Raw genomic sequence first — 26365 nt, 5'->3', positions numbered from 1 at the left:
CGAATTTAAACAGACGGATACTGTGATTTTTGTGTTTCAAGAAATTGCTGGTGACGCTCACAGAAAAGCATCACACCGCCTATTACTGCGGCGGGCATGGAAAAAAGATTAAGAAGGGGGATAAAGCTGGCAAGGTTTATTGAAAAGCCAAAACCTAAGCTTAGTAAGCGATTGCCCCTCATCTTTTGCCGCATTTCTTTGAAATCAACCAAGTTATTGTCCATCGCAAAATCCTGATATTGAACGCTTAGCATCCAGGCGTTAAACCAAAACCAGAGAAAGGGATATACCGGATGGATTACCGGAACAAAAAATAACAGACACATTCCCAGGAACCGTGGCAAGAAATAAGCCAGAAACTGCACCTGACGTTTGATAGTACGAACTACAATGTCTTTAAAAGCCAGGCCTGGAATAGTACGGCCATATAGCAGCAATTGGGCCTTTTCCGCGAGCAAGCCATTAAAAGGTGCCGCAATGATGTTAAAAAACACCGTAAACATGGAGAGAAAAAGCAAAAAGAAGCTAATGCAAAAGATAATTAAAAAAAGCACATTTAAAAAATGAAGCCAGGCTGGCAGTTGGTTCAGGTAATAATAGGCATACGGGAAAAGATAGTGATAAAGAAGGAAAAATAGCCCTGAGAAGAGCAGAAAATTAAATAATACCGGCAATATAACAAAACGCTTCAAACCTTTCGTCAAAAGGCTGCGAAAACCCATAGGCAGGTACATCATTCCCAAGAAAAAATCGTTCATTGTCTTCCCTGGTGGTTATAAGTCACAGACCAATCGGTTGACACTTTCCTGATCTGGGGCGATTGGGTCTAATAGAATGGAAAAAAATTAACAATATCCTGATATAGTTTTAGGTATTTCACCTCAGCTGTCAAATGAAAGCATGATTACACGTGATTAATAGATACTTCGTGTATATAATGGCAATCAGTGCCTAAAAATTAATCACAATTTGAGGCGTTTCGCTATTGCTAAGCTCTACCTATACTGATTGTGCTTTGCAGTTTCCACTATAAAACTCATAAACAGATTTAAATCATGCGCATACCCTTTGCCGAACCTATATCCCCACGACATATTCATATTAAAAACAGGAAGGTTCACCTTTTGGTTCCAGTGGTCGGCGGGGAGGAAATCAGCACCGATAATACCTGTAAGTCGACAATGGCCTTACGAGATTTTTTTGATGGCGGGGCTATTCGAGAATTAAACGCGTATAAAAATGCATTAATCTTTGATATTGGCTTGCTTGAAACTGATAATCCGCTACGTCAGGAAAAGGAGGATCGCTTCGCGCAAATAGAATCCTATATAGAAGCCCTTTCTGCCATGCGATACAGTTATATCCCTGCGCTAAATCGCTATTTAGAGAAACCCTCCAACTTATACAGCATTCAATTACGCCCGAAAGAGCAGAACAGCCAATCCCGGGTTGTAAATCCTGCCTTTAGCCTTATCCGTAAGAATGATGCCTCAGGAATGCCCTTATCTCCCTTGTTTAACGCCATGCACGAGACCTTTCCTAATACCAGGATAGGACTTCCGGACCCGCGATTGAAGCTTAGCAGGGCTGTGTTAAGTGTATTGTCTGAATCCCCTGGATTTGAAGAGATAGCGAGCGTTTTAACCGATAAATGCAAAGAGCATTTTAAGCTGGATATAGACTTCACCGTAGAACAACAACACATCGATGCTCTGATGGGCTTTGGTCCCACACAGCCTGCAACAACAGAAAACTATATCGATGCCCTTTTAGGAAAATGTGCCCCGGATATGTGGGTAACCATCCCAAAGCCGGCCTCACCTTTTTATAGTTTGCCAGCAGCTATGCCGGTTAATGAAAGAACCGAGCGTCTCTCCATCATAACGCAATTTTTTCTAAGCCATCTTAACGTGTATTGCAAAGCGAAGGGAATTGCTACGGAAAATTTTGGCGCTATTTTAGATGCATCAAGTACTTTAAGTAAGGATTTAGTAAAAGTCATTTCAAATGCATTAAGCTTGGGTGATAGTGTTGATAAAGCGATTTGTGCTTTTTGTAATACAAACAAAGTATCTTTTAAGCTATCACGGGCTTTAAACGAGGAGGATGTGACTGCTATTCAACAAAAGTTTGAGTGTACCTGGCGTATTATCACTGCGACTAAAGAAAACCCCTATTTCGATGATCTTATACTTTTAGATAAAGAAGCCAGCGGAAAGGCTGCTCCATTTGTCACCCATCAAGGCTCAATTTGTGTCAATTTTGCGGAAATTGTGGATGCGATTGCGGCATCGGCAAATCCCGACTACTTTGCTAGCGTTCGTGCGGATTTTGAAGAGCATCCTGTCGAAATACCTAGCCGAAATGAAGGTATTGCCAGTGAGGTCGATGTAGATCTTGAAAAGCTTGTAACTACCATCAACGAAGAGCAAATTAAATATTTGCCTCAATCAGTTCAAAATACATGCCGAAGACATCCTGATTTTCAAGTCCGCCAGCTTTTGCAGGATGTAGCGAAAGGACGCCAAGACGAGGCAGAGGCCTTATTAGCAGCTTCAGAAACTAAACAAGCCTTGCTTCAAACGCCAGGCGTTTTTACCGATTATTCGGGACGAACCTTTTATTGCACGGCTTATGAGTATGCCTATTGGGCTAAAGACAGGCATATGCAACGTATGTTAGAGAGTCATATGGATGAAAATACTAAAGCGCAAATGCTTATCCGCATCGACGCCATAGAAGCCAATGGGCTTCGTTATCAACAGAATGGTAGAGAACATTGCTCTGCCCATTTTGATTTCACTCCCTTAAAAAAGGCGCTGCAAGCCTTTGTTGATGGTAATGATCGATGGTATAGAACTGGCAATTGGCGAGTAATTCGCAGAGCCCGATTGGCTGTGGGCAAAGCACAGCGTGACGTGCCTGCTCATGTGGCTCATGAATATTGCAGAACTGACCGCTCGTTTTACCCGACACCTTCATTCAATGAGATGACATTGCCTCGGGTTTTAATGTATAACAATTGTGAAACTGGTCGTGATGGGTATTGGTTTCCGCTGCGCGCTTCTGATTCCGGCCTTGGTTTTGATTTTGCATTTATTCGCGACGCTCGTTCGATGTTATTTCTCGGCGGCGTACCAGATTGTTCGCCCGCCGATATTGATTTGGCGGCTATAATCCAACTCGATAAAGTGAGAACCGCCGATCTCACTCAGTCGCGTGAAAATTTACTCCCGCCAGCGATTTCGCCCAGTGTGACGAGGCAACTTTCTCCTTCAGGATAGTTGCGGCGATGCTTTAATCCCTGGGAGATTAAACCGATGTGCCTGGTTGCAAAGTGGAATTTCCTTCAACACTCTCGGCGGTGGGTTTACCCCAGAATAATGAGGACCAGGAGTTTTCAGGCTTGGAATAGATGTTGGGAACCTGAGATACTTTTCTGTTCACATAGTCCTTAACAAATTGTGCAATCTCGTCAATCTGCCTTTCACGCATCTCGACTTCCTGCTGTAGTTCAATAAAGCTGAATACCTGATAATGCGCTTTGATTTTCTGGACTTCCTGTGGAAATTCCTGTTCAAAGAAATTCTCTTTGTCAGCACTCCGGCGATAGGCTTCCAGCAACTGATCAAGACAGTATTCTGTCATAGTTGAGGTGTTAAAGGTTAATGCTTTACGGGTAAAGCAAACAGCGCCTTTGCGGCCATTTCCATCGCTTCTGATCTGGCTGTTCTCAGGAAGCTGTCCCCAGGGAGTTAATGAGGAGTAAATATTTTTAAATTGCTGCTCTCTGAGATCTTCAGCAGGGGCGTCTGGTTCAAAACGCGGCTTTTTCGCGGCCAGAGCTAATCCCTTCAATGCGGCAACTAACGGCGCGCAAACGAAGCCAAGCACCAGTGCTATGATCACCGGCACCACTTTTCTGAAAAATAAAATGGTGGCGCCAACAGGTAAGACAGCGGCCAAAGCGAGTCCATAGCCGAAGACCCCCACTGATTTGGATAAGTTATCACGCTTATCGCCAGCTAAGCCGGAGAAAACAGGTAATTCAAGTGAGCCATTGAGGATCGAGCCGGAAAGGCTTAGAAAACTTCGCGCATTATGGTAGACGAGTTTAGCGCTGGCAATCGTTAACAGGGTGATAGCTCCTAAAATCGAACCGATAACGATTCCCGGTAAGCCGAGAAGACTTTTACTGAGTAAAGAACGCTTGGCTTCCTCTTGTCTATCGGGATAATCGAATTCATTTTCTTTACTCAACCCCAGATTGGCAACGACAATGTAAGTCCATTTGCCGCTTTGAATGCTATTGGCGACTACTTGCGACATAATGGAAATCGTTACAAAAAAGACGCCGGGGATTCCCCCAAGCAAGAGGCCCGGAGCACCGAATATAAAGCGATTGGCAAAAGAGCGCGGAATTGCTGGCGGAGGAATTTCTTCCTCTGGAGGAACGGTGGAGTTCTGCAGGTAAATAAAGCTTTCAACAGCGGTGTGCCCGCTTTCCACAATGATTCGTTGAGTCACTGCAGCCAGGATAGCAAATCCTGCGCTGATACTTCCGATGAGTAAACCCGGAGAGCCTAGAATAAATTTTCTAAAAACAGAGCGGGAGTCATCGTCGAGACCTGCTTTATTGCCGTTAGCAGGGGTTATCAGATAATAGGCTGAAAGGCTTAAACTGACTGCGGTCGTATAAGAGTTACTTATAACCCGGGCCATGCCGACCGCCAAAAATGACAATCCGCCGGCGAGCCCGCCAAGAACCACTCCAAATAATCCTAAACCATAGGTGTGGAAAAAGGGGCGAGAGTCCTTTTTCAATCCATATTCTGTATTCTCGTCTTCTGGATCAAGTGCCAGATTGGTCGTGGAGATTAGGACATGAATGAAGCTTGCCGCACTATTTGTCACTATGCGTCTGGCTCCAATCAGACCGAAACCTATTGCACCAACTGCCAGTCCTGCAAGGATGCCTGGCAGCCCTAAAACCTGATTGACTAAGGATCTTTCTGTTTTCGCGCTCTCTTTTACTCTTACCGAACGTGCTTCATTGACCACGGCTTCGTATACGACACTGCCAGAAATAGCGCTTTCAATCACCATACGCCTGGCGATTGTAAATAGTATGGCGATAGACGCAGTGATGCTTCCTAAAATTAAACCGGGGAATCCAAAGCCAAACTTGCGTGCCCCACTGCGAGGGTCATGCTGCAAATCGCCTGCAATAGTCTCCTCATCATAATTCACGGCATTGATAGCGCTTATCGTCAGACGAAAAGCGCTTTCCAGTGAATTACTGATAACACGAATTGCTCCGACTGCAAGAAATCCCATGCCTCCGATGACTGAACCGGCAATAAAACCCGCTGCACCAAAAAGATAGATATCATAGAACAGGCGTTGCTGCGCTGGTTTTTTATTCTTTAAGTTTTCGGGAAGCGCTTTATCGACAATGAGTTCGGCAACTTCTTTACCGGTCTTCGCAGTTTCAATAATCACTCGTCTTAAACCGGCGATTAGAAAACTGATTGCCGCAGGAATCACCCCAATGATTAAACCCGGAAGGCCGAGTACATAGGTACGGAAGGGAGAGCGGGTTTCATGTTGCAGACCGGCTTTAATTTCCTTATGCACTACGATATTAATTGCCGAAACGCTGAGACTGAATGCCGTTTGAAATGAATTGCTGATAATTCGCCCGAAAGCGACATCAATAAAGCCGACCATACCGGCAATTCCACCCAGAATAATACCGGGAAATCCCAGACCATAGGTGATATGAGGAGGACGTTTGTCCTGTTTTAACCCCCATGTTTTGAAGCGGTCTTCTTTATGCAGTGCCAGATTAGTTACCGATGCAAAACTATGCGCGGCACTCTCTGCGGAGCTGACGATGACACGGGCGATCCCAATGGCCAGAAAGCCTGCAAAACCAAGTATAGCCCCGCCGGCTAAACCTAAACTTCCAAAGATAAAACGATCGACTGGATGTCGTTTGCTATCGTCAAGCTCCACAGCCTCTGGTAATGCCTGATTCACCACAACAATAAACGCTTCCTGCAGTGAGACGATGCTTTCGCTTATCACTCGCTGGATGCAGCCGATGGTAAAGGCCAATGTACCTGTAAATAACCCGAGGACTAAGCCCGGGAGCCCAAGCACATATTTGTGAAAACCCGGTCTTTGATCCTCTTCAACAGCATTGCTCTGACGATTGAGGGCCAATTTGTAAGCAGAACCGCTGACGCTAATTGCTGTCTGAATTGAATTATGGATGATTCTGCCCAAAAGGACGGTTGTAAAACCGAGTGTTCCGGCAGCCGTCCCTAAAAGAAGACCAAATCCCCCTAAAATATATCGATTGGCAAAGCTTCGTTTGTCATTAACAAGTTTACCTTCATCCAATTCGTCTTCTTCATCCAGTGCGAGATTGGTCACTGCGGCAAATCCAAGGATTGCGCTTTCTGCTGAATTTTTGATTATTCGGGCAGCAACAATCACCAGAAAAGACAAACTTCCGGCGATAGTACCCAGCACCAGCCCCGGAGCGCCAAACAGGAAGCGATCAACAAAGCGCCGTTCGGGTCGAAGATCGGGGAGAAGGGAATGGGCGTCCTCCTCTTCTTCCAATGCGAATTGGCTTATTTCAATAAAAACGGCAGCTGTTGTTTTGGCACTTTCAATAATTATCCGCCTGATGCTGCTGACGCCAATGGCCAATAGGGCGGCAAAGACACCAATGATAAGCCCCGGAAAGCCCAGAACGTATCGATGCAGAGCACTTCGGTGATCGTCTGATAATCCGCCCGACAATTGTTCATCGGAATGTCTTAGCTGATTGGCGCCGGAAATCGCAAGACCTCTCGTTGTTTGCCATGAGTTGCTGATAATTCGAGAAAAACCAATGGTGAGGAAGCCCACAGTGCCTAAAAAAACCCCAAATGGAATTCCCATCGCCCCTAATAAGTATTTTTGCGTCCAGGAACGCTTGTCCTTTACCTCAATTTCGGAATCCAGAACCAGGTTGATTTCTGAAATGAAAATAGCCCGCGTGGTTTTAAAGGAATTACTAATAACCCGCCCAATACCGACAACTCCAAATCCAATGACACCCGCCATTCCTCCAAGCAGGAGGCCAAAAGCCCCCAGGATATATTTTTGAGCAAAAGGGCGTTTGTCCTGATTTAAACCCCAGTCCTCAAATTCATCGTCTTCGTCAAGGGCCAGATTGACAACAGAAGCAAAGCTGTGCGGAATTGTTTTAAAACTGTTGGTAACGCTGCGAGCAAGACCGATAATCCCGGCTGAGACAAGGCCTAGTGCTGTGCCGAATAACAATCCTGGCAGGCCATAAACTACCCGATACCAGGGCATGCTGCCTTCGGGGGAGGGCAATTTTTTCTCCGGTATATCCAGAAGAGCCAGATTGGTTGCGCGGATGAAAAAACTGATTAGGAGCAGGCTTGAATTATAAATAAGCGGCGCAAGGGTTAATGCCAATACCCAGCTCACAATCGTTACCGGAATGATGGTTAGGGCAAGTTGACCTAGAATATTTAAATCAGACGGCTTGGGAGGCGTTTTCCTGAGAATTTCCTGCTCAAATGGTGCTGTCTTTTGAGCAATCAGGTTGAAGTGTGCTCTAAATGTATCCCGGGTAAAATAAAAGCAAATTTCTCCAATTCGTTTCAATCCACTCAATACAACAAACAAAAAGTGACCCAGCGCGTGTGCAGCCTCAATCAGTAATTCAATCATCTTAGCCAGTCTGGTTAGTCGAGGACAGGCATATTGTATTTATTTTATAATTCTTAGTCAAATGATGTGCAAATTTGATATAAAATTTAACAATAAACTGCCATTGTAACTCCCCACGTCATCCCGATCGGAGTGCGTGCAACTGCAGGGAGATCCCTCGCTGTGCTCGGGATGACGTAGTGAGTTACCTGACATTATTTATGTGCATGCTGAGTAAATAAGACTTTCGGAATTCTGCCATGTCATCTCGAACGCAGTGAGAGATCTCCCAAATCTTGGTTTGTGCCAGCATTCGGAGAGATCTCTCACTGCGTTCGAGATGACGGCGTGCCTGTGGGTAATGACACAGTTTAATGAACACTCCCGGATTCTTTAAATTCAGTCCAAACCTGAGAGATTTCCTATAATTAAAAAATAGACATGAAAATCAGGAGAAAAAACCATGAGGGCGATATGGAAAGGGGATATCTCTTTTGGTCTGGTTTCTATTCCTGTTGGAATTGTATCGGTTGAGGAACGAAAAAGCTTAAGTTTTCATTTAATTGATGCCAAAGATCATGCACGTATTCGTTATCAGCGTGTTAATAGTAATACTGGTGAAGTAGTTGACTGGAATAATGTCGTAAAGGGGTATGAATATGAAAAAGATCATTATGTTGTGGTTGATGAACAAGCTTTTGAAAAAGCAGGGCCTGACGTTTTTAAATCCATTGATATTGATGAATTTATTGACGCTAAGGAAATCGATCCTCTTTATTTTGACAAAGCCTATTATATCGTTCCTGAGAGCAAAAATAAAAAGGCCTACGTCTTACTCCGGGAAGCATTGAAGAAAACCAAAAAAGCAGGGGTCGCCCGTGTCATTATCCGCACAAAGGAATATTTAAGTTTAATACTGCCGCATGATAATGCATTAGTGCTTAATCTGATTCATTTTAAAGATGAAATACGTGACGAAAGCGACCTGGGCTTCCCTTCGGACAGTTTAAAAAATTATAAAATCAGCGATCGGGAAATAAAAATGGCCGTTTCATTAATTGAGGACATGAGTAACAAATGGGAGCCTGAAAAATACCATGACGATTACCGTGAAGCCCTGCAAAAATGGCTTGATTCGAAGACAGAGGAATTGAGTAAAAGTCCGCGAAAAGCGGCAAAAAGCCAGCAGAAAGATGATGTGGTTGATTTTATCAGTCTCTTGAAAAAAAGCATGGGTAAGAAGAGTAAAGAGAAAGAGGGCAGCTCCCGTAAAAAGACCTCTGCCAAATGAAATGGTTTATACGCATACGGATAAAGCACTATTTAATACAGATTACCAATTAATTTAATCGGGAATGGCTGTATTTCATTTATACAATTTATCGCCAATATTACTTGTTTACCATGAAAGCAATATATAAGGATCAAAAATATGTATAAATGGACGTATTGGATAGTGTTTTTTTGTATAATTTTCAGTTTCACAGAATGCAGTTGGGCCCATAACTCTCAATTGAACGGCAGGAAAAAAGTGACCGTCACACTGTTCCAGTGGCCCTTTGACTCTGTGGCAAAAGAATGCGCAATGCTTGCAAAAACAGGATACGGCTATGTTGAAATTTCTCCTGTTCAGGAGCATATTCGCGGGCCGCAATGGTGGACATCCTATCAACCCGTCAGTTATCAGATAGCCGGGCGATTAGGAGATGAATCATCTTTTAAAAACATGATTACACAATGCCATGCGGCGGGTGTCAAAGTGATTGTGGATGTGGTGATAAATCATATGACCAGAGGCTATGGAGTAGGTACTAAAGGAACCCGCTACAGTAAATATGATTATCCTGGCACTTATCAGGTGCAGGATTTTCATTGGTGCCGCACGAATATTAATGATTATTCTGATCGGGATAATGTACAAAACTGCGAGCTGGATTCTTTAGCGGATTTGGATACAGGCAGTGATTATGTCCGCGGTAAGATCGCCTCATTTTTAAATCATCTGATCGCTTTGAATGTTGACGGATTTCGTATTGATGCTGCTAAACATATCTCTGCTGATGATCTTACTGCGATTCGGGGGCGGCTTGTCAAAAATATCTTTTGGGTTCAGGAGGTAATATACAGCGAGGGAGAAGCGGTTAATCCACTGGAATATCGCCATTTGGGTGATTTAGACGAATTTCGCTATGGACGCGACCTCAAACGTATTTTTGAACGTGAAAAACTGGCTTACTTAAAATCCTTTGGCGAAGCCTGGGGCTATTTACCGGGTAATATTGCCCGCAGTTTTATCGATAACTGGGATACAGAGCGAAATAATTCCACATTGAGTTATAAGGAGACAGAAAATTATCTGCTGGCGAATATTTTTATGCTGGCACATCCCTATGGCTCACCGAACGTGTATTCAGGTTATCGATTTAATCACATTGACGCCGGACCTCCGGTCACTACCGTTTGCTCCAGGGATTGGGTTTGCCAGCACCGCTTTCCTGCAATCAAGAATATGGTTAAATTTTATAATGCAGTATTTGATACCGCTTTGACTGACTGGTGGACGAATGAAAGTAATGCCATTGCATTTGGGCGTGGTGATAAAGGATTTCTGGTAATTAATCACGAAGAGTTTGCAATTACTGAAACATTCAAGACGTCTTTACCTGCCGGGGTTTATTGTGATGTGATTCACGGTAATCTCGATTCGCAGGGAAATTGTACTGCAGGGACTTATCAGGTCGATAAAAAGGGAAAATTTACGGCCAGAATAGAAGCTAATGATGCGCTGGCAATTTATGTTGCTGAATAAGTGTCGTTTCCGCGCAGGCGGAAATCCATCTTGCAAACAAAGTTAGGAATTACCCTGAGAAATAGATTCCCGCCTTTCGCGGGAATGACAGAAGTCCTTAACTTAATGGCAATGCCCTCAGGGGCGAGGGCGCCACTTATAGGTTTTAATGTCAAAAAAAACTTAAGGCAAGAACTATTTACCTATCAGAACTTCAAAAGGCAGTTCTTTTAAAATATCGCTAATTAGCAAATACTTGTCCGTGGACTTCAATTTTCGCTGTGTTAACAAGGAATGATAGTCTCCACCGGCAATCCCGGAGAGTTTTTCATTAGAAAACTTTACCTTATCCCAGGGTTCATCAAAGTCCAGAATACCGCTGAACCAGCGGCAAGCGATGATGATTAGCACAGCCCCTTGGTATTCACGCTGGAAAGCAATAAGATGCCTGCTCAGTGTTCCTTCGACCGTTAAGGGCTGATAATTGCCTTCGGTCAATAAGGCTTTATATTGTTTCCGCAGATGAAGCAGCTGACGAGTCAAATTGAATTTGATTCGTCCATCCTGCCAGTGAGTGAGCAGGCTTGATAAAGCCTCATCACTGGCTAAATTTTTTAGTTTCTCATAATCTACAGGACGCCGATTATCCGGATCCACCAGGTCGAAACGCCAGGTTTCATTACCCTGATAAAGATCGGGAACCCCTGGGGTGGTGAATTTAATCAGGATTTGTGACAAGGAATTATACATTCCGAAAAAAGCCGCTTTTCTGGCAAAATCAGAGAAGTTGTTTATAAAGCGCTTATCTTTCAGAATTTGATTCAGAAAACTAAGACAAGCCTTCTCATAGTTTTCTTTGGGTTCAAACCAGCTTGAGTGTTGTTTACGCTCACGCATTGCTTTAACAAAAAATTGCTCAAGCCGCTGCTCGTAATCACACTCCCCGGATGGTAATGGCCAGATCCCTAACAGAGATTGATACATGGCAATTTCATCGACAGGATCAGGAGCTACAAGCGTCTCAAGTTCTGTTTTCCTGGATTGATTGTGGGCTTGCCATTGCCTGAGCCGCTCGTTCCACTCATTGGCTAATTCACTTAAAACATTCAGGCGCGCACGAAGGTCTTCACTTCGTTTGGTATCATGTGTGGAACTCGTATTGAAACTATACGGCCAATGGGTTTGGCGTGAAATAATGAATTCATGAAAGAGGGCAAGATTACCGCAGTGTGCATTTAATTCAGGAGAGCTACCCACCTCATACAATGAAAGTAAGGCCGTGTCATTGTAGCCCGCTGTATCCTCAAAGCCTTTCGCCATTACCGGACCACTGAAGACCTCCCAATCATTTCGCCACTGTTGCCACTGCTTTTTTCTCAAAGCATCAAAGCATTCAGGATACTGATCAAGCAGTAGACTCTTAAATAAAAGGCCCAGCTCCCGATGTTCGGCTGGCAATTGACTCAGAATGGATTCCAGAATTTTTTCTGCAAACGCATAGCTGTCAGGTTGATGATATAACCGGTAAACCGGCATTCTGCTCGAAAATTCCAGCAAAAAATCGCCTGTTTTTTGAGGATCATAGTCATTAAGGATTGGGATAAGTGTAGAATGCAGCCTGTTAAATTCTTTTTCAAACAGCTTTTTTATTACTAGCTTTAGTGATTGTACCCGTATTTCCTCAGACCGCTGGGGTTTATCGCATAGCTTCTGATAAACCGTATAAAGTTTTTGAAGTCCTTTGGGGTCAATATAAATCTGATTCATATGATTAAGCCAGTCGTAACCGGTGGTTCCTGCAACTGGCCATGAAGGTGGTAAGGTTTCTTCAAATCCAAGAATTTTTTCGACTATCACATAAAAATCCCTGCCAATTTCTTCCTGCAGCTTCTTTAAATACGCCAAAGGCTGTCGTAAACCGTCGATATGATCCACACGTAAAGCCTGAATTTTACCCATCCTGATTAACTCAAGAATCAGTTTATGAATATGGGTGAACACAGCTTCTCGTTCTGTATTCATACACACCAATTCATTGATATCAAAAAAACGCCGGTAAGTCAGTTTGTTCTTATCCGATGAATCCCATTTGATATCAAAAAAATCACTATAAGTGGAGTTCTGATGTTTATTGGCGACATCCTGCCAAAGTGCGTTGTTCGGGCTGGCTGCCATGTGATTGGGCACAATATCCACACAAAGACCCATTCCGTAGTTGGCCAGGGCTTCGGTAAATTGAATAAAGGCTTCTTCTCCTCCCAATTCCTCATTCAGCTGCTGATAATTGATAACATCATAACCGTGCATGCTTCCAGGCTGTGCCTGTAAAAGAGGAGAACTGTAGACATCGCTGATACCAAGCTGATGCAAATAAGGAAGTATATTGATAGCTTCCTTGAAGCCAAACTGTTTGTGAAGCTGCAGGCGGTAGCTGGTCAGTGGAATAGTCATCAGACCTCCAGATTAAGTGCTTCGCCGAGGGATTTCAGCAGGGGTTCAGGATTATCGGCAAGAAGCCGCTTTGTCACATTCTGCAGATGCCAGTAATTGATCTGAAGCGGCAGCGCATTCAGCTGCTTAATGAAATCAACCAGTTCAGTCAGTAACTCACTATTCTCAGGCTGATTTTCGAGTTGTATCGCATAGTGCTTTATTAAATGTCCGGCACGAAATCGAATGGAATCATCCAGGGAAATATTAAAGCGTTTGATCAGTTGAAACAGATTTTCCAACACTTCGGGATTTCTTTCTTCATTATTGAAGTAGTCAAACAGGTCTTTATTGACAATATAAGCTATTGACTGCGCTACCACCTTCGGCATTGGCATATGCAGATCCGAGATGAAGTAAAGGAGTGCTGCATTGTTGTTCATGAACTCATGATAGCGATTTTCCAGTTCGCCGGTAACTGAGGATAAAATCTGGCCAGTAATTTTTAACTTCATATCATGGAAGAGGTCACGAAGAGACGTCGTTGCCTCGCCAAAATGTTGTTCAAATAATTTGACCAGCTCAAAAATTTCTCCCTTTTCGAATAACTCAAATAATTCATTCTCGACTGTTTCAAGTTGAGGGTCTGGACTACGAATGGCGCAGATGAGGTTCTGGTCTCCCTGATAAAGCAGCGCATACCAGACCTGTATTGATTCCCCGGTAATTTGCGATCGAACATCCATCAGGCCCGAAAACAGTTTGACTTTACCCGCTTCAGCCTGTTTTGATTCTCTCAAATTAACCTCGTAACAAAATATGGGGATGGATTCCGATTCCTTGTATTCGCCGAAAGGAAGACTGACAGCCAGATGCGCTGAAACCTTAAATAAATCAATGACCAATGGTTTGATGAATAACTCATAAATTCGCGCTCCATTGGCAAACTCGGGCAGGTTTGAGGGAACCTCAGATAAACGATTAATAAACTCGGCCTCATAATCCACATCAGTCAGTTCCCTGGCCAATTGAATAGCACGGGCTGCATATTTCAAAATCTGAGTGGTTTCAAGACCGGATACCTCATCAAAAAACCAGCCGCAGCTCGTATACATCAACATGGCATGCCGCTGTAATTCCATCCATTTTAAAACCTCTGTTTCTTCCAGGGCGGACAGTGGATGACGGGCATGATGTTTTAAAAAATCACTTTGCTTACTGCGATCATTAATCACTTCAATATAGTCGTTTCTGGCTCCCCAGGGGTCGTGTAACAGTGCCTTTAGACTGGTTTCAAATGCGGGGATCAACTGATCACGCAGCCAGTCCAGAGCGGCTCGCAGAGGACCGCGCCATTGCTGATGCCAGTCCTGGCGAGTACTGCAGCCACAATCGCTGCGCCATCGTTCAATGCCATGTGCGCAGCTCCAGGAAGAGTTTTCATGAATTTCTACCTGATACTGCGGCGGCTGCAATTCCAGAAAATATCCATAGTTGATGAGTTGTACATCCTCGGTGTTCTCAATAATATTCAAGGCATAGGCTAAACCCATATCGCCATGCGCATGATGATGGCCATAGGATTCGCCATCTGTAGCGATATGCATTAAATTATGCTCTGTCTTCTGCTCTGAAAATGAATTGAGCAGACGCTGAGCAAAATTTTCACCCTGTGTCAGTAATTTTTCAAAGGCTACTGCTTTGGATACCTCACCATCGTAAAAAAACAGAGTGATGCTTCTTCCTGAGGGAAGCTGCTGCTGGTAGGAGGTTCCCGGAATGATGCCCTCAGACCATTCCTCGTCATTGAAATGCCTGTATCGCCTGGCCTGATTGGGCGCCAAAATGGTAAACTGAATACCGAGCTCACTCATAAAATCGAGCGTTTCCAGATCTACTGCCGTTTCCGACAACCACAGCCCCTCCGGTTTACGCTTGAAATAATGCTCAAAGGTTTTAATGCCCCAAAGCAACTGGGTATATTTATCCCGAGAATTTGCGAGAGGCATAATCAGATGATTATAAGCTTGTGCCAGGGCATTACCATGTTCCTTAAATTGTTTCTGGCTTTCTTTATCAGCCGCCAGGATAGATTCAAGTAGCTGCGGGTCCTTCTCCTGAATCCAGGACAGCAGAGTAGGGCCAAAATTAAAGCTTATTTTACTGTAATTATTGAGAATCTCAGTGATTTGCCCCTTGGCATTTAAAATCCTTGCCCCAGAGTTAGGCAGATAACATTCGTCATTTATCCGCTCATTCCAGTCATGATAGGGAAAGGCGGAATCCTGAGTTTCGATTTCTTCCAGCCAGGGATTTTCTCGTGGCGGTTGATAAAAATGCCCGTGTATACAAATATAATTAGCCATACTGATTATCCTTAAACAGTAAAAATCCAAAAGGGGGAAGCTGATCGTCTCGCAATTCAGCCTGAAAATTGTTTGTCCATTGCTGGTGGTAAGAATTCAAAAGCAGTGTCCAGTTGCCGCTCAGACTATCGGCGATGGAGTGGGTTTCCTGGGAAAAACTGGCAAGTATTAGAACCGGTTCTTCCTGATGATGCTTCAGAATAGTTAGCAGTTGTTTTTGTTGATCCCAATGAATTTCCTGCGCGTTTTTGTCCAGCGTATTGATTGCTTTGAGTGAGCGCCGAAGCTGAATTAATTGTTTATAAAAATTCCATAGTTTTCTGTGTTTATTATCCTGTTTCAGATGATGGTTAAGCTTACTCGTCTGAAATGTTAATTCATTTTGGGGATCAGGCAGCGAGTCATCTATAAATGAAAATTCCTTCTTCCGGCCCTGACGTACCGCTTCAATTAATCCGGGATCTGAATGGCTGATAAAGTAGAGGAAAGGGGCAGGGTCTGCATATTCCTCCCCCATAAAAAGCAGAGGGATAAAGGGGGAGGTTAATAACAGACCGGCTGCCAGTTTTAATTGTTCTTCGTCAAGCAAATGATTTAAACGCTCCCCCTTCGCCCGATTACCAATCTGATCATGATTTTGTAAACAAACCACCAGGCGTTCAGAAGGGATGGCAGCCGAACTTCGGCCATGAGGTTTTTTTCGGAATACCGAATATTCCCCCGAATAGACAAAGCCTTCACGAAAGGCTTTCATAAGCTGTTCAAAGCGTCCAAAATCCTGATAATAATTCTGTGTTTCGTGGGTAAGAAGGCTATGAATCGCATGATGAAAATCATCGTTCCACTGCGCATCAATTCCGTAGCCGCCTTTCTCCTTTTCAGCAATCAGTCTGACATCATTGGCATCATTTTCTGCAATCAGATAAAAGGGTTTTTTAATTTCTTTTGATAGCTCCTGCACAGCGTCAGCCAGTTCTTCAAGAAAAGGATAAGCCGATGTATCGATAATGGCGTGCAAGGCATCAAGACGAAGGGCATCAATGTCATACTCAATAAACCAGTGCAGCGCATTTTCGATAAAATAGCGCCTGACATGATGGTTGAACTGATCATCAAAGTTGAGCATTTGCCCCCAGGGACTTTGATATTTTTCCGTAAAATAAGGGCCAAATTTGGTAAAATGATTGCCTTCCGGTCCGATGTGGTTATAAACCACATCGAGAATTACGGCGATATCACGTGAATGACAAGCCTGAATCAACGCTTTTAAGCCTTGCGGCCCCCCATAGGAATTTTGCACTGCGAAGGGATAGACCCCGTCATAACCCCAGTTTCTATCCCCTGAGAATTGAGCAATGGGCATTAACTCGATGGCGGTGATTCCCAGATCTTTTAATTCATCCAGATGATTAATAATGGCTGTAAACTGGCCTTCATGCGTGTAGGTCCCCACATGGATTTCATAAATAATATAATCCCGAAGGGGGATATTTGGCCAACGAGACGCAATTTTCTGTCGCTCAAGGATAGCAGCAGGACCGGTAATACCCTGAGGAAGAAAACCGGCCGCCGGATCCGCAAATCGCTGGTTATCAAAAAGATAATAATAACTATCCCCCGGTTTAATGTTATTGAGAGCAAAAAAATAATAGCCGTCTTTTTGTTCCAGCATTGGAAAAACAACTGTATTTCCTCTGGTATCTGTTATTTCCAGCTGAGGTTTGACTGCATAGGGCGCCCAAACTTTGAATTCGCAATGGCCGCTGGAGTCAAGATGTGCCCCCAAGAGTCTTTTGTTTATTTTATCCATTGATAAATCACCAGACTGAGCCCAGGCAGGGTTAATGACAGAGAGTATGGGCGGTTGTGGAAAGGGCAGGCTTCAGCTGTGAGAAGTTCATTCTGATTTTGAGCGGAGCCGCCATAAAGAGCAGCGTCACTGTCCAGCAGCAGTTGCCAGTTCCCCGCTTCAGGAACTCCAAGGCGGTAATTGCTGCGAGTCACTGGCGTACAATTGAAAGCAATCAACAGGCATTCATTCTGACTGGATTTTCGGATGAAGCTGTATACGCTGTTATCGGCATCACTGCAATCGATCCATTCAAAACCATGGGCTTGCCAGTCAAGCTCATGTAAGGCTGTCTGTGAACGATAAAGCCGGTTGAGATCACGCACCCAGTGTTGCAGCCCCTGATGAATTGGATAATCCAGCACATGCCAGTCGAGACTGCTCTCATGGTTCCATTCACTATACTGACCAAACTCAGAGCCCATGAAGATTAACTTTTTACCGGGCAGACAAAACATATAGCCGTACAGGAGGCGTAAATTGGCAAATTTGCAGTATTCATCCCCAGGCATCTTATTAATGAGCGATCCTTTGCCATAAACTACTTCGTCATGTGAAAGTGATAAGGTGAAGTTTTCTGTAAAGGCGTAAACCATACGAAAAGATAATTCATGCTGGTGGTAGCGCCTGAAAATGGGATCGCGGGAGAAGTACAAGAGGGTGTCATGCATCCATCCCATATCCCACTTAAAACCAAACCCCAATCCTCCAAACTCAATGGGAGCGGAAACGCCTGTCCAGGCGGTGGACTCTTCCGCGAACATTTGAATATCTGGAAAATACTGATAGGCAGTTTTATTCAGTGTCCTTAAAAAATGAATGGCTTCCAGATTTTCATGGCCGCCTTTTTCATTGGGCAGCCATTCCCCTTCTTTGCGGGAGTAATTCAGATAAAGCATGGAGGCGACTGCATCAACGCGAATAGCATCGATGTGATACTTTTCAAACCAGAACATCGCACTGCTGATAAGAAACGCCTGTACCTCATGCCGGCCATAGTTGAAAATGGCACTCTTCCAATCCGGATGAAATCCTTTCCGCTCATCGGAATGTTCGAAAAGATGGGTTCCATCAAATTGTGCCAGACCATGCTCATCCATAGGAAAATGCGAAGGAACCCAATCTAAAATGACTGCAATATCCTGCTGATGCAGGTAATCGATTAAATACATAAAATCCTGAGGGGTTCCGAAGCGTGCGCTGGGGGCAAAATAGCTTACAGTCTGATAACCCCAGGAGCCGTAAAAAGGATGTTCCATAACCGGGAGGAATTCTACATGGGTAAATCCCATCTGCTTTACATAGTCAGCCAATAAAGGCGCCAGTTCGCGATAGCTTAAATAACGATTATTTTCTTCTGGAACCCGCCGCCATGAACCTAAATGGACTTCATAAATAGAGATGGGAGAGTTTAAACTCTGCTTTGATTTTCTGTTTTTAAGCCATTCCTCGTCCTGCCATTCATAATGCAAATCCCAGACAATGGAAGCGGTGCAGGGTGGCGTTTCCTGATAAAACGCAAAGGGATCTGCTTTCTGAGCAGTAAATTGCAGGCGATCGGATTCAATAGTGTACTTATATAAATCCCCAACCTTGACGCCGGGTATAAATCCCTCCCAGATCCCGGAGTTCCCCCGCGAGCTTAAAGAATGCTCGGTTTTATTCCAGTGATTGAATGAACCCACGACCGATACCTGCGATGCATTCGGAGCCCATACTGCAAAATTAACCCCAGTAACATTATCCTGCTTGATAACATGTGCGCCAAGGTGCCTGTATAAGTGAAAATGGGTTCCCTCATTGAAGAGATGGAGGTCCTGTGCGGAAAAAAGACTTTGGCGCGGGTGCTCTACCGGCCTTCTTCTCTTGTGAATTTCCTTTAATTGTCTGCTGATTGTGGACATTTGCTTTATCTGCTCCATGGAGTAGCGCAACTTTCTCTGCCAATTGGGCTCTTCAGTTGCATTAGGGATATTTTGGGAATAAATTTCGCCCCAAAGATCTTCTATGTTCACAAGCTGCAAGGCTGCTGGGCTTTGCGCAAGCATTTGCCAGGTGGACGATAGGAGATCGGCGGAATTTAACTGTTGTTTCTTTAAGGTGGCAGTTAATGTTTTTAGCTGATAACGACGTTTCTTATGCATTTGCCTGGCATAGGTTTCATCGATTAATTTTAATTCCTGAAATTTAGTAATATCGAGACCCTGGCACCAGGCAGAAAAAGGGGGCATATCATGGGTATTGATGCAGGTCAGCGTTTTACAGGTTGTGGGAATTATTTTTTCGCGGGCATCCAGGGCATATTGTAAAACGTTCATGTTGAGCATCCCATGATGCTTCATCAACCGGTTTGTTTCAGGAGGAACGGAGCCTAGGTTTTCTCCGACAATCATCACCTGATGCCGATGCGACTCCAGGCAGAGGATGGCATATATTTCTTCTGCTGGATACCTAAGATAAGCCCCGTCGCTTGCGGGATGTCCTTCGGGGATTAAATATAAACGATTGAAGCCCATGACATGATCAATGCGCAAAATATCAACCTGCTTAAAGATGTTTTGAATCAGTTGAATAAACCAGAGATAAGCCTGCTCGCGTAATTTAGCAGGATTTAGAGCCGGCATCCCCCAGTTCTGGCCTTCAAGAAATAAGGGATCAGGCGGCGAGCCCATTGCAGTTTCAGTCAGATAAAGTGTTTGCTGACGCCAGACATCAAAGCCATTGCGATGTGCACCAATAGGTAAATCAAGATAAAGGTATTGACCTCGCTGGTTGATTTTCTTCTTTAATACGCGAAGCTGTTGATGCAATTGCCACTGAGCGGCCAGATGATAGTGATACCTATCGCTGGGTACATCCTCCTCTGTCAAAAGGCCGTCCCTTTGTCTTTGCGGCCAGTTCCGCCATTCTTCACCAGTGCATTCCATGTAGGCTCTAAAGAGTGCATAAACTTTGATTTCAGGATGCGCTTCGATAAATCGATTCAGTGCCTCCCGGTTTTCGGGCAATTCAAGTATCCGTCTGAATTGTTCGCTGGCGATTTCGCGCTTTAAAGAAGCAGCCCGTTGATAATCAATGAATGGCAATTGGTTCAGCGCTTCGATGGCGGCGATAAACTCAGGGTCTATTGGTCCGCATTGCCGTAAATCAAGATAAAACTCATTGGCAAACAGACGACTGACCGGGGAATAAGGACTAGGTTCACAGGGAGAATTATGAAAGGCTGAAAAAAGTGGCGTGCTGGCAATGAGCCCGAGTCTTTCTTCTGCCATCCACTGAGACAAAGAATCCATATCGCCCAGATCGCCGCATCCTATACTTTTGTCAGAATGCAGAGAATATAATGGACAAAAAAGGCCAATTTTTTTCTCATCACAAAGTCTGTCGTCAAAATAAATAGTTCCAGGGGCTGAAATTATCAGACTCTGGTATTGTCGCTTTCCAGTTTTGAGGGTGAATTGATGATAGCCAAGAGGAAGAGCAGGTAATTGAATATCAATCTGACAGGAATCGACTGATATTTTTTGCCGGCGCCTGATATTTACAGCTTCCTCAATTATAGAGCCCTGTTCAGTTATTAAAGACCAGCTGACTGCTGCTGCCTCTTCTGGCAATAACCGGAATTTTATAACTGACTGTTTCTGATCCCAGACCACATACACTGGCTCTAAGGGCTGTTGAGACAGGTTTTGCTGGTATTGCTCAAAAACTGGAAGGACTTCATGAATCGCATTAACAGGATAACCCAGCATACGAATCAGGCTCATCAGCGTCTCCACAGACGCCTCGACCTGTTCTTTCCAGGCATTGCGATAACTGGTTATTATACCGAGCTGTTCAACGAACCGTTTTAAAATAATAATCTGTTCTTCGTCCTTTGCCACTCATCACTCCAATAATGCAATCAGGCCCTTGCAGGGAACATGAACCCAGTCAGGACGGTTATTAATCTCATATTCAATTTCATAGAGTACCTTTTCCAGCATAAAAATTTTCAATAAAAATAGCAGGTTGCCTTCATCAGCTGGCAGCAAGCTGCGAATACCGTCGAAATTTAAATAGCTGTCTAAATAGAGTTGACAGATCCAGGCATAGAGCTTTTCAGGTGATAATTCTTTTAAGGCTAAATCCATCTCTTTGTTTTGCGTAACGGTGTAAACGGCATAGTGAAAAGAGCGAAGCATTCCGGCAATATCTTTCAGAGGAGAACGTTTTATCTTGCGTTCAGACAAGGGGCGGTTAGGCTCTCCTTCATAATCAATAATGATAAAATCATCACCGGTATAAAGAATCTGTCCGAGATGAAAATCGCCATGACAACGAATTTTTTTACCATTAAAACGTTTATTCAAAAGGGATTGTACTGTTGCTTTTAAACGGCTTTCAGCCAGTTTGTCCTGAAGAGAGCTGTATATCACAGGTTCAAGCGATGATTTTAATGAACTAAGATGCTTTTTAGCTTTAGTAAGAATAGAACGCAGGGACTGATAGAGACTACGCTGATCAAACCAATTGAAATCTTCCTGTTTAAAATCCGAGCTCGAGGAGGATTCGGCTAAAGCGATATGCATGGCGGCTGTTTTTTCGGCCAGTTTTTCTATGGAAGTCGAATAAATCCCCAGCATTTGGCTTACCTGTTCAGGAACCGATACCAGTTTATGCCAGGGCAAATCCACTGCTGGAAAAACCAGCGAGCCGCTGTTTCCTTCTTCCAGCAAATTATTTAAATGGTTGATACTGTAAGCCCAGGCATCCCCTTCATTTGGTATATGTTCCTGGATAATACCCAGGGTAACCGGTTTCCCCTGATCCTCATACTGCAAATGAGAAAGGATTTTGGGCAAGCGGAAATTACTCTTTTTCATGAGTAATTCGGTAATTTCTACTTCAGGATTAATACCTGTTTCACAGCGGCGATATAATTTAAACAATGCAGCATTGTATCGTATGGATGTATTGGATTGCTCGGCATTGATGGGTTCTTTTTGAAAATTGCTTTCTGACAAAAGGTGTTTCTTATACCCGCGGTTAGGCATTATCGAAAGTTTACCCCGAGCCCCCTTCAACTGACGATTGGAGCCGAATAAATTAAATAATTCGCTCCATAAAGAAGGAATATGTGCGGCATCTACCAAATACGCCGATTGCATTTCTGTTTTTAGAGTACATATAACTTTTTGAGTGGCGGTTTGGCTGATTTCATGATGATCTTCTTCTCTGGTAATGAACAGAGAATATTTTTCCGCTTCCTTGTCTTTATATTCAACCAGGATAATTAACAGATAAACAGGGGTTGGTTTTTTCAGTGCCAGAATAGAATCGTAAATCGAGAGCCTGGTGATCTTATGGTTTTTTGAACGATACCAACGGCAATTAATAATGTAATTTTCCAATACAGTTTCAAGCTTGCTTTTTGCTTTTCCTTCAAAAATTTCTGAAAGATCCTTTTTGATTTCTATTTCATCCTTTTTTCGCTTATCTGAAACAACGGATTCTGGTTTCTGTAATTCAAGCCATAGAAATCCATAGGCTGGAAGCACGAAGAAATAGGGTGTTTCCTGTATCGATGGAAATTGATTTTTTCCAAATACTTCCAGCAGTTTAAAATTAACGAAACTGGACAAATCAAGAAAAGTGGATTGAATATTTTTTGATAGATTAATCAATACCAGTAAGCGCTGCTCTTCATAAGTTCGATAAAATGCGAGAATTTTGGGATTTTCAGCGGTTAACAATTCAATCGTTCCCCGCGAAAAAGCAAGATAACTATTTCGTACTTCGATGGTACGTTTCATCCACCATAATAAAGAGTGGGAATTTTGTAATTGCAGCTCAACATTGACTGCCTGATAATTATATTCCGGATCAATAATGACTGGCGAGTAAAGCTTTTGCGGGGTTGCCTTAGAGAAGCCAGCGTTTAAATCAGCTGACCATTGCATGGGCGTTCTGACTCCATTTCGATCGCCAAGATAAATATTGTCTCCCATACCAATTTCATCGCCATAATAAATAATAGGAGTGCCTGGCAGGGAAAACAGCATGGCATTTAATAATTCAATTCGCCGCCTGTCGCCATCAAGCAAAGGGGCCAACCGTCTGCGTATTCCCAGATTGATTCGCATTTGCTGGTCCTGGGCATACATGCGGTACATGTAGTCACGCTCTTCATCGGTAACCATTTCAAGAGTTAATTCGTCATGGTTGCGAAGAAAGATAGCCCACTGACAGTTTTCGGGAATCGCCGGAGTCTGTTCAATAATATCAATGAGTGGAAAGCGATCTTCCATTTTGACAGCCATGTACATTCTTGGCATCAGTGGGAAGTGAAAGGCCATCTGACATTCGTCCCCCTGGCCAAAATATTGTACGGCATCGTCAGGCCACTGATTAGCCTCTGCTAACAAAAGGCGATTGGGAAATTTATGTTTGACATGAGCGCTTAGCTTTTTTAAAAATTCGTGGGTTTCAGGCAGATTTTCACAACTTGTACCTTCTCTTTGAAACAGGTAGGGAATGGCATCAAGCCTTAAACCGTCAACGCCCAGGTTTAACCAGAAGTCGACAATTTTAAAAACTTCTTTCTGAACATTCGGATTATCGTAGTTCAAATCGGGCTGATGCGAGTAAAAGCGATGCCAGTAATAGGCTTTCGCTACAGGATCCCATGCCCAATTTGAGGTTTCAAAATCACGAAAAATAATGCGCGCGTCGCCATATTCGCTGGCATCATTACTCCAGGTGTAAAAATTCCGCCAGTAGGAGCCAGGCTTTGCCCGCCGTGATTTTTGAAACCATGGGTGTGCATTGCTGGTATGATTGATTACCAGTTCGGTAATAATTCTAATATTACGATGATGGGCTTCTTTCAGCAGGGCTTTAAAGTCTTTTAAAGAACCATAAATGGGATTAATGCTGCTATAGTCCGCAATATCATAGCCTTCATCTTTAAGTGGTGAGGGGTAAAAAGGCAGAAGCCAGACGGCATTAATTCCCAGAAATTTCAGATAATCGAGTTTTTTTATCAATCCTTGAAAATCACCAATCCCATCGTCATTGCTGTCAAAAAAACTGCGGATGTGAATTTGATAAATGACTGCGTCTTTATACCAGTCAATACGTTCTCTGGATTGGCTATCCTTGCTCATGTTGGATTCTCTCTGATATGAAATATGTGTGCACAACGAGCTTTGGCTGGATCCAGTTCTACATAACAGGAACCCGTATGCCACTGATAGGTTTCATCATGCAGTAAGTCATGTACCACAAAGTCATCTCCCGGAAGTGGAAGATTATTCCGCTTAATGTCAATAAACCCTGATTGCTTATACTGATAGTCAAGATTAACCACAATAAGCATATGATCCCGACTTTCTTCACAGTGTTTGCTGTAGCAAATCAGTTGTGGGTTATCTGTAGTGTGAAAGCGAATAGACTGTGTATTCTGTAAAGCCGGATGATCTTTTCGTATGTGATTGACTCTTGAGATGATTGCATCAATATTCTGACTGCTCTTCATATGTCGTTTGATCTCATATTTTTCAGAGTCAAGATATTCCTCAGCTCCTTCATGCAGGGGGGTATTAATACAATTTTCATAAACAGGGCCATAAAGCCCATAATTACTGCTTAAAGTGGCCGCCAGAATGAAGCGCGCAATGAATGCAGGCTGCCCGCCTGTTTGCAGACATTCGGGTAGAATGTCAGGGGTATTCGCCCAGAAGTTGGGTCTGAAGAAATCAGAAACCGGTTGAGAAACCAACTCTTCCATATAGGAAGTCAATTCTTCTTTTGTATTGCGCCATGTGAAATAGGTATAAGATTGACTAAAACCACATTTAGCCAAATGATACATTACCTTGGGACGGGTAAACGCTTCCGACAAAAATAAGACTTCAGGGTGCTCTTTTTTTATTTCCTGAATCAGCCATTCCCAGAAAATAAAAGGCTTGGTATGAGGATTGTCTACCCGAAACAAAGTGATTCCGGCTTTGATCCAGTAGTCTATAATCGATTTAAACTCCAGCCACATGGCCTGCCATTGTTCAGAGCCAAAATTTAAAGGGTAAATGTCCTGATATTTTTTAGGTGGATTTTCAGCATATTGCAGTGAGCCATCCGGTAAATGTTTGAACCATTCCGGGTGTTCATGCAGATACGGATGGTCCGGACTGCATTGAAGTGCGAAATCAAGGGCAATGTCGATACCTAATGTGCGGGCTTTATTAATCAATTCCCTGAGGTCTGTATAACTGCCCAGTTCTGGATGGATAGCCTTATGACCTCCCTCCGTGCTGCCTATCGCCCAAGGGCTGCCTGGCTCATGCTCCATTGCGGTAACTGAATTATTTTTACCTTTACGATTGGTTTTACCAATAGGATGAATCGGAGGAAGATAAATTACATCAAAACCTAATTCCTTAATATGGGGAAGATAGTTAATCAAATCCTGAAAACTTCCATGCTGACCTGATGAGGAAACAGATCGTGGAAACACTTCGTACCAGGCACTGAATCCAGCTTTAGCAGGATCAACCCGAATACTTAGAACCTTCTCATAACGAGTTATAAAAGCAGGGGTTATATGTTCTCTCAGCCACTTTTTGATATTATTTTTTGAGAAAAATTTTTCGATTTTTGAGTAAGATTTTTCATTCTCAATTTTGTCGACAATTATTTGAGCTGTTTTGTCGTCTTTTTTAATAAAGTTTTTAAAAAAGTTTACTCCAATCGCTCTTTCATTTGCAACGTCCATTTTTAATTGCATTTTTTTGACAAATCTTTTTTTCCATGTTGAAAACTCATCGATCCATGCCTCAATTGTGAAATGATAAATTCCTAGTTTCTTTGCCAGGAACTTTGCGGTAACGCAATCATTATCAGGAGAAGAGAACTTTACTCTTTTCCATTTATCTTCGGACTCATGTTTGTAAACTAATTCTGCATATATTTCATCGATTCCATCCGTGAAAATATCAGCATCTATAATGATAATATCATTCAGGATTCGTTTCACCTGATATTTTCCATTATCAATACTAGGGTTAACCCTAGTAATAAAAACTCGTTTCAATCCTTCAATGTTTTTTAGTGAACTACTCATGATTTATTGTCCTCTTTACAGGGTCCTTTGATTTGGAATACAATGAATTTTATAAAACAATATTTGCTAATTATCTGATGCTACACTAT

The 26365-nt window shown here is 43.2% G+C and carries 11 protein-coding genes; 3 read left to right on the top strand and 8 right to left on the bottom strand.

Annotated features, from left to right (window positions below; translation table 11 throughout):
- Nucleotides 1-5: 5 nt before the first annotated feature.
- Nucleotides 6-758 carry a sulfate transporter CysZ gene (cysZ, locus tag B1207_RS06120; RefSeq protein WP_112219117.1) on the bottom strand — a complete coding sequence of 251 codons (753 nt, stop codon included), beginning with the start codon at nt 756-758 and terminating at the stop codon, nt 6-8.
- Nucleotides 759-1055: 297 nt separating this feature from the next.
- Here cysZ and B1207_RS06115 point away from each other — a divergent pair, with 297 nt between their 5' ends.
- A complete protein-coding gene (locus B1207_RS06115; RefSeq protein ID WP_112219116.1) occupies nt 1056-3284 on the top strand; it encodes a hypothetical protein in 2229 nt (742 codons plus the stop codon).
- A gap of 28 nt (nt 3285-3312) precedes the next feature.
- Here the strand turns inward: B1207_RS06115 and B1207_RS06110 are convergent, their stop codons facing one another.
- Nucleotides 3313-7761, bottom strand: a complete 4449-nt coding sequence (locus B1207_RS06110; protein WP_112219115.1) for a hypothetical protein — start codon at nt 7759-7761, stop codon at nt 3313-3315.
- A 442-nt stretch (nt 7762-8203) separates the two neighbouring features.
- Between B1207_RS06110 and B1207_RS06105 the strand changes: the two genes are divergently transcribed.
- Together B1207_RS06105 and B1207_RS06100 are read left to right on the top strand one after the other, a co-directional pair.
- Entirely contained in the window at nt 8204-9031 is an 828-nt protein-coding gene (locus B1207_RS06105) for a Ku protein (RefSeq protein ID WP_112219114.1), read from the top strand.
- Nucleotides 9032-9271: 240 nt separating this feature from the next.
- Nucleotides 9272-10549 (top strand): alpha-amylase, encoded by a 1278-nt coding sequence (locus B1207_RS06100; RefSeq protein WP_216362459.1) that lies wholly within the window; start codon nt 9272-9274, stop codon nt 10547-10549.
- Nucleotides 10550-10723: 174 nt separating this feature from the next.
- Here B1207_RS06100 and treY read toward each other — a convergent pair whose 3' ends face one another.
- Genes treY through B1207_RS06070 form a run of 6 tightly spaced genes read right to left on the bottom strand, consistent with a single transcriptional unit; the run spans nt 10724 to nt 26276 of the window.
- On the bottom strand, nt 10724-12979 hold the full coding sequence (gene treY, locus B1207_RS06095) for a malto-oligosyltrehalose synthase (protein WP_112219112.1): 2256 nt from the start codon (nt 12977-12979) through the stop codon (nt 10724-10726).
- Nucleotides 12979-15324: a DUF3536 domain-containing protein gene (locus B1207_RS06090; protein ID WP_112219111.1), complete on the bottom strand. Its 2346-nt coding sequence runs from the start codon at nt 15322-15324 to the stop codon at nt 12979-12981. Before B1207_RS06090 ends, treY begins: the two co-directional genes overlap by 1 nt.
- Nucleotides 15317-17134 (bottom strand): malto-oligosyltrehalose trehalohydrolase, encoded by a 1818-nt coding sequence (gene treZ / locus B1207_RS06085; protein WP_112219110.1) that lies wholly within the window; start codon nt 17132-17134, stop codon nt 15317-15319. Before treZ ends, B1207_RS06090 begins: the two co-directional genes overlap by 8 nt.
- On the bottom strand, nt 17122-21057 hold the full coding sequence (gene glgB / locus B1207_RS06080) for a 1,4-alpha-glucan branching protein GlgB (protein WP_112219109.1): 3936 nt from the start codon (nt 21055-21057) through the stop codon (nt 17122-17124). Before glgB ends, treZ begins: the two co-directional genes overlap by 13 nt.
- 3 nt (nt 21058-21060) lie before the next feature.
- Nucleotides 21061-24321 carry a maltose alpha-D-glucosyltransferase gene (gene treS / locus B1207_RS06075; protein ID WP_112219108.1) on the bottom strand — a complete coding sequence of 1087 codons (3261 nt, stop codon included), beginning with the start codon at nt 24319-24321 and terminating at the stop codon, nt 21061-21063.
- Complete coding sequence (locus tag B1207_RS06070) at nt 24318-26276, bottom strand: alpha-1,4-glucan--maltose-1-phosphate maltosyltransferase (protein ID WP_112219107.1); 1959 nt, start codon at nt 26274-26276, stop codon at nt 24318-24320. The genes treS and B1207_RS06070 overlap by 4 nt, the downstream gene beginning before the upstream one ends.
- Nucleotides 26277-26365: the final 89 nt, after the last annotated feature.

The organism is Legionella quinlivanii (assembly GCF_003265995.1).
Taxonomy (GTDB): Bacteria; Pseudomonadota; Gammaproteobacteria; order Legionellales; family Legionellaceae; genus Legionella_C; species Legionella_C quinlivanii_A.
This window is presented reverse-complemented; position numbering and strand designations above follow the sequence as displayed.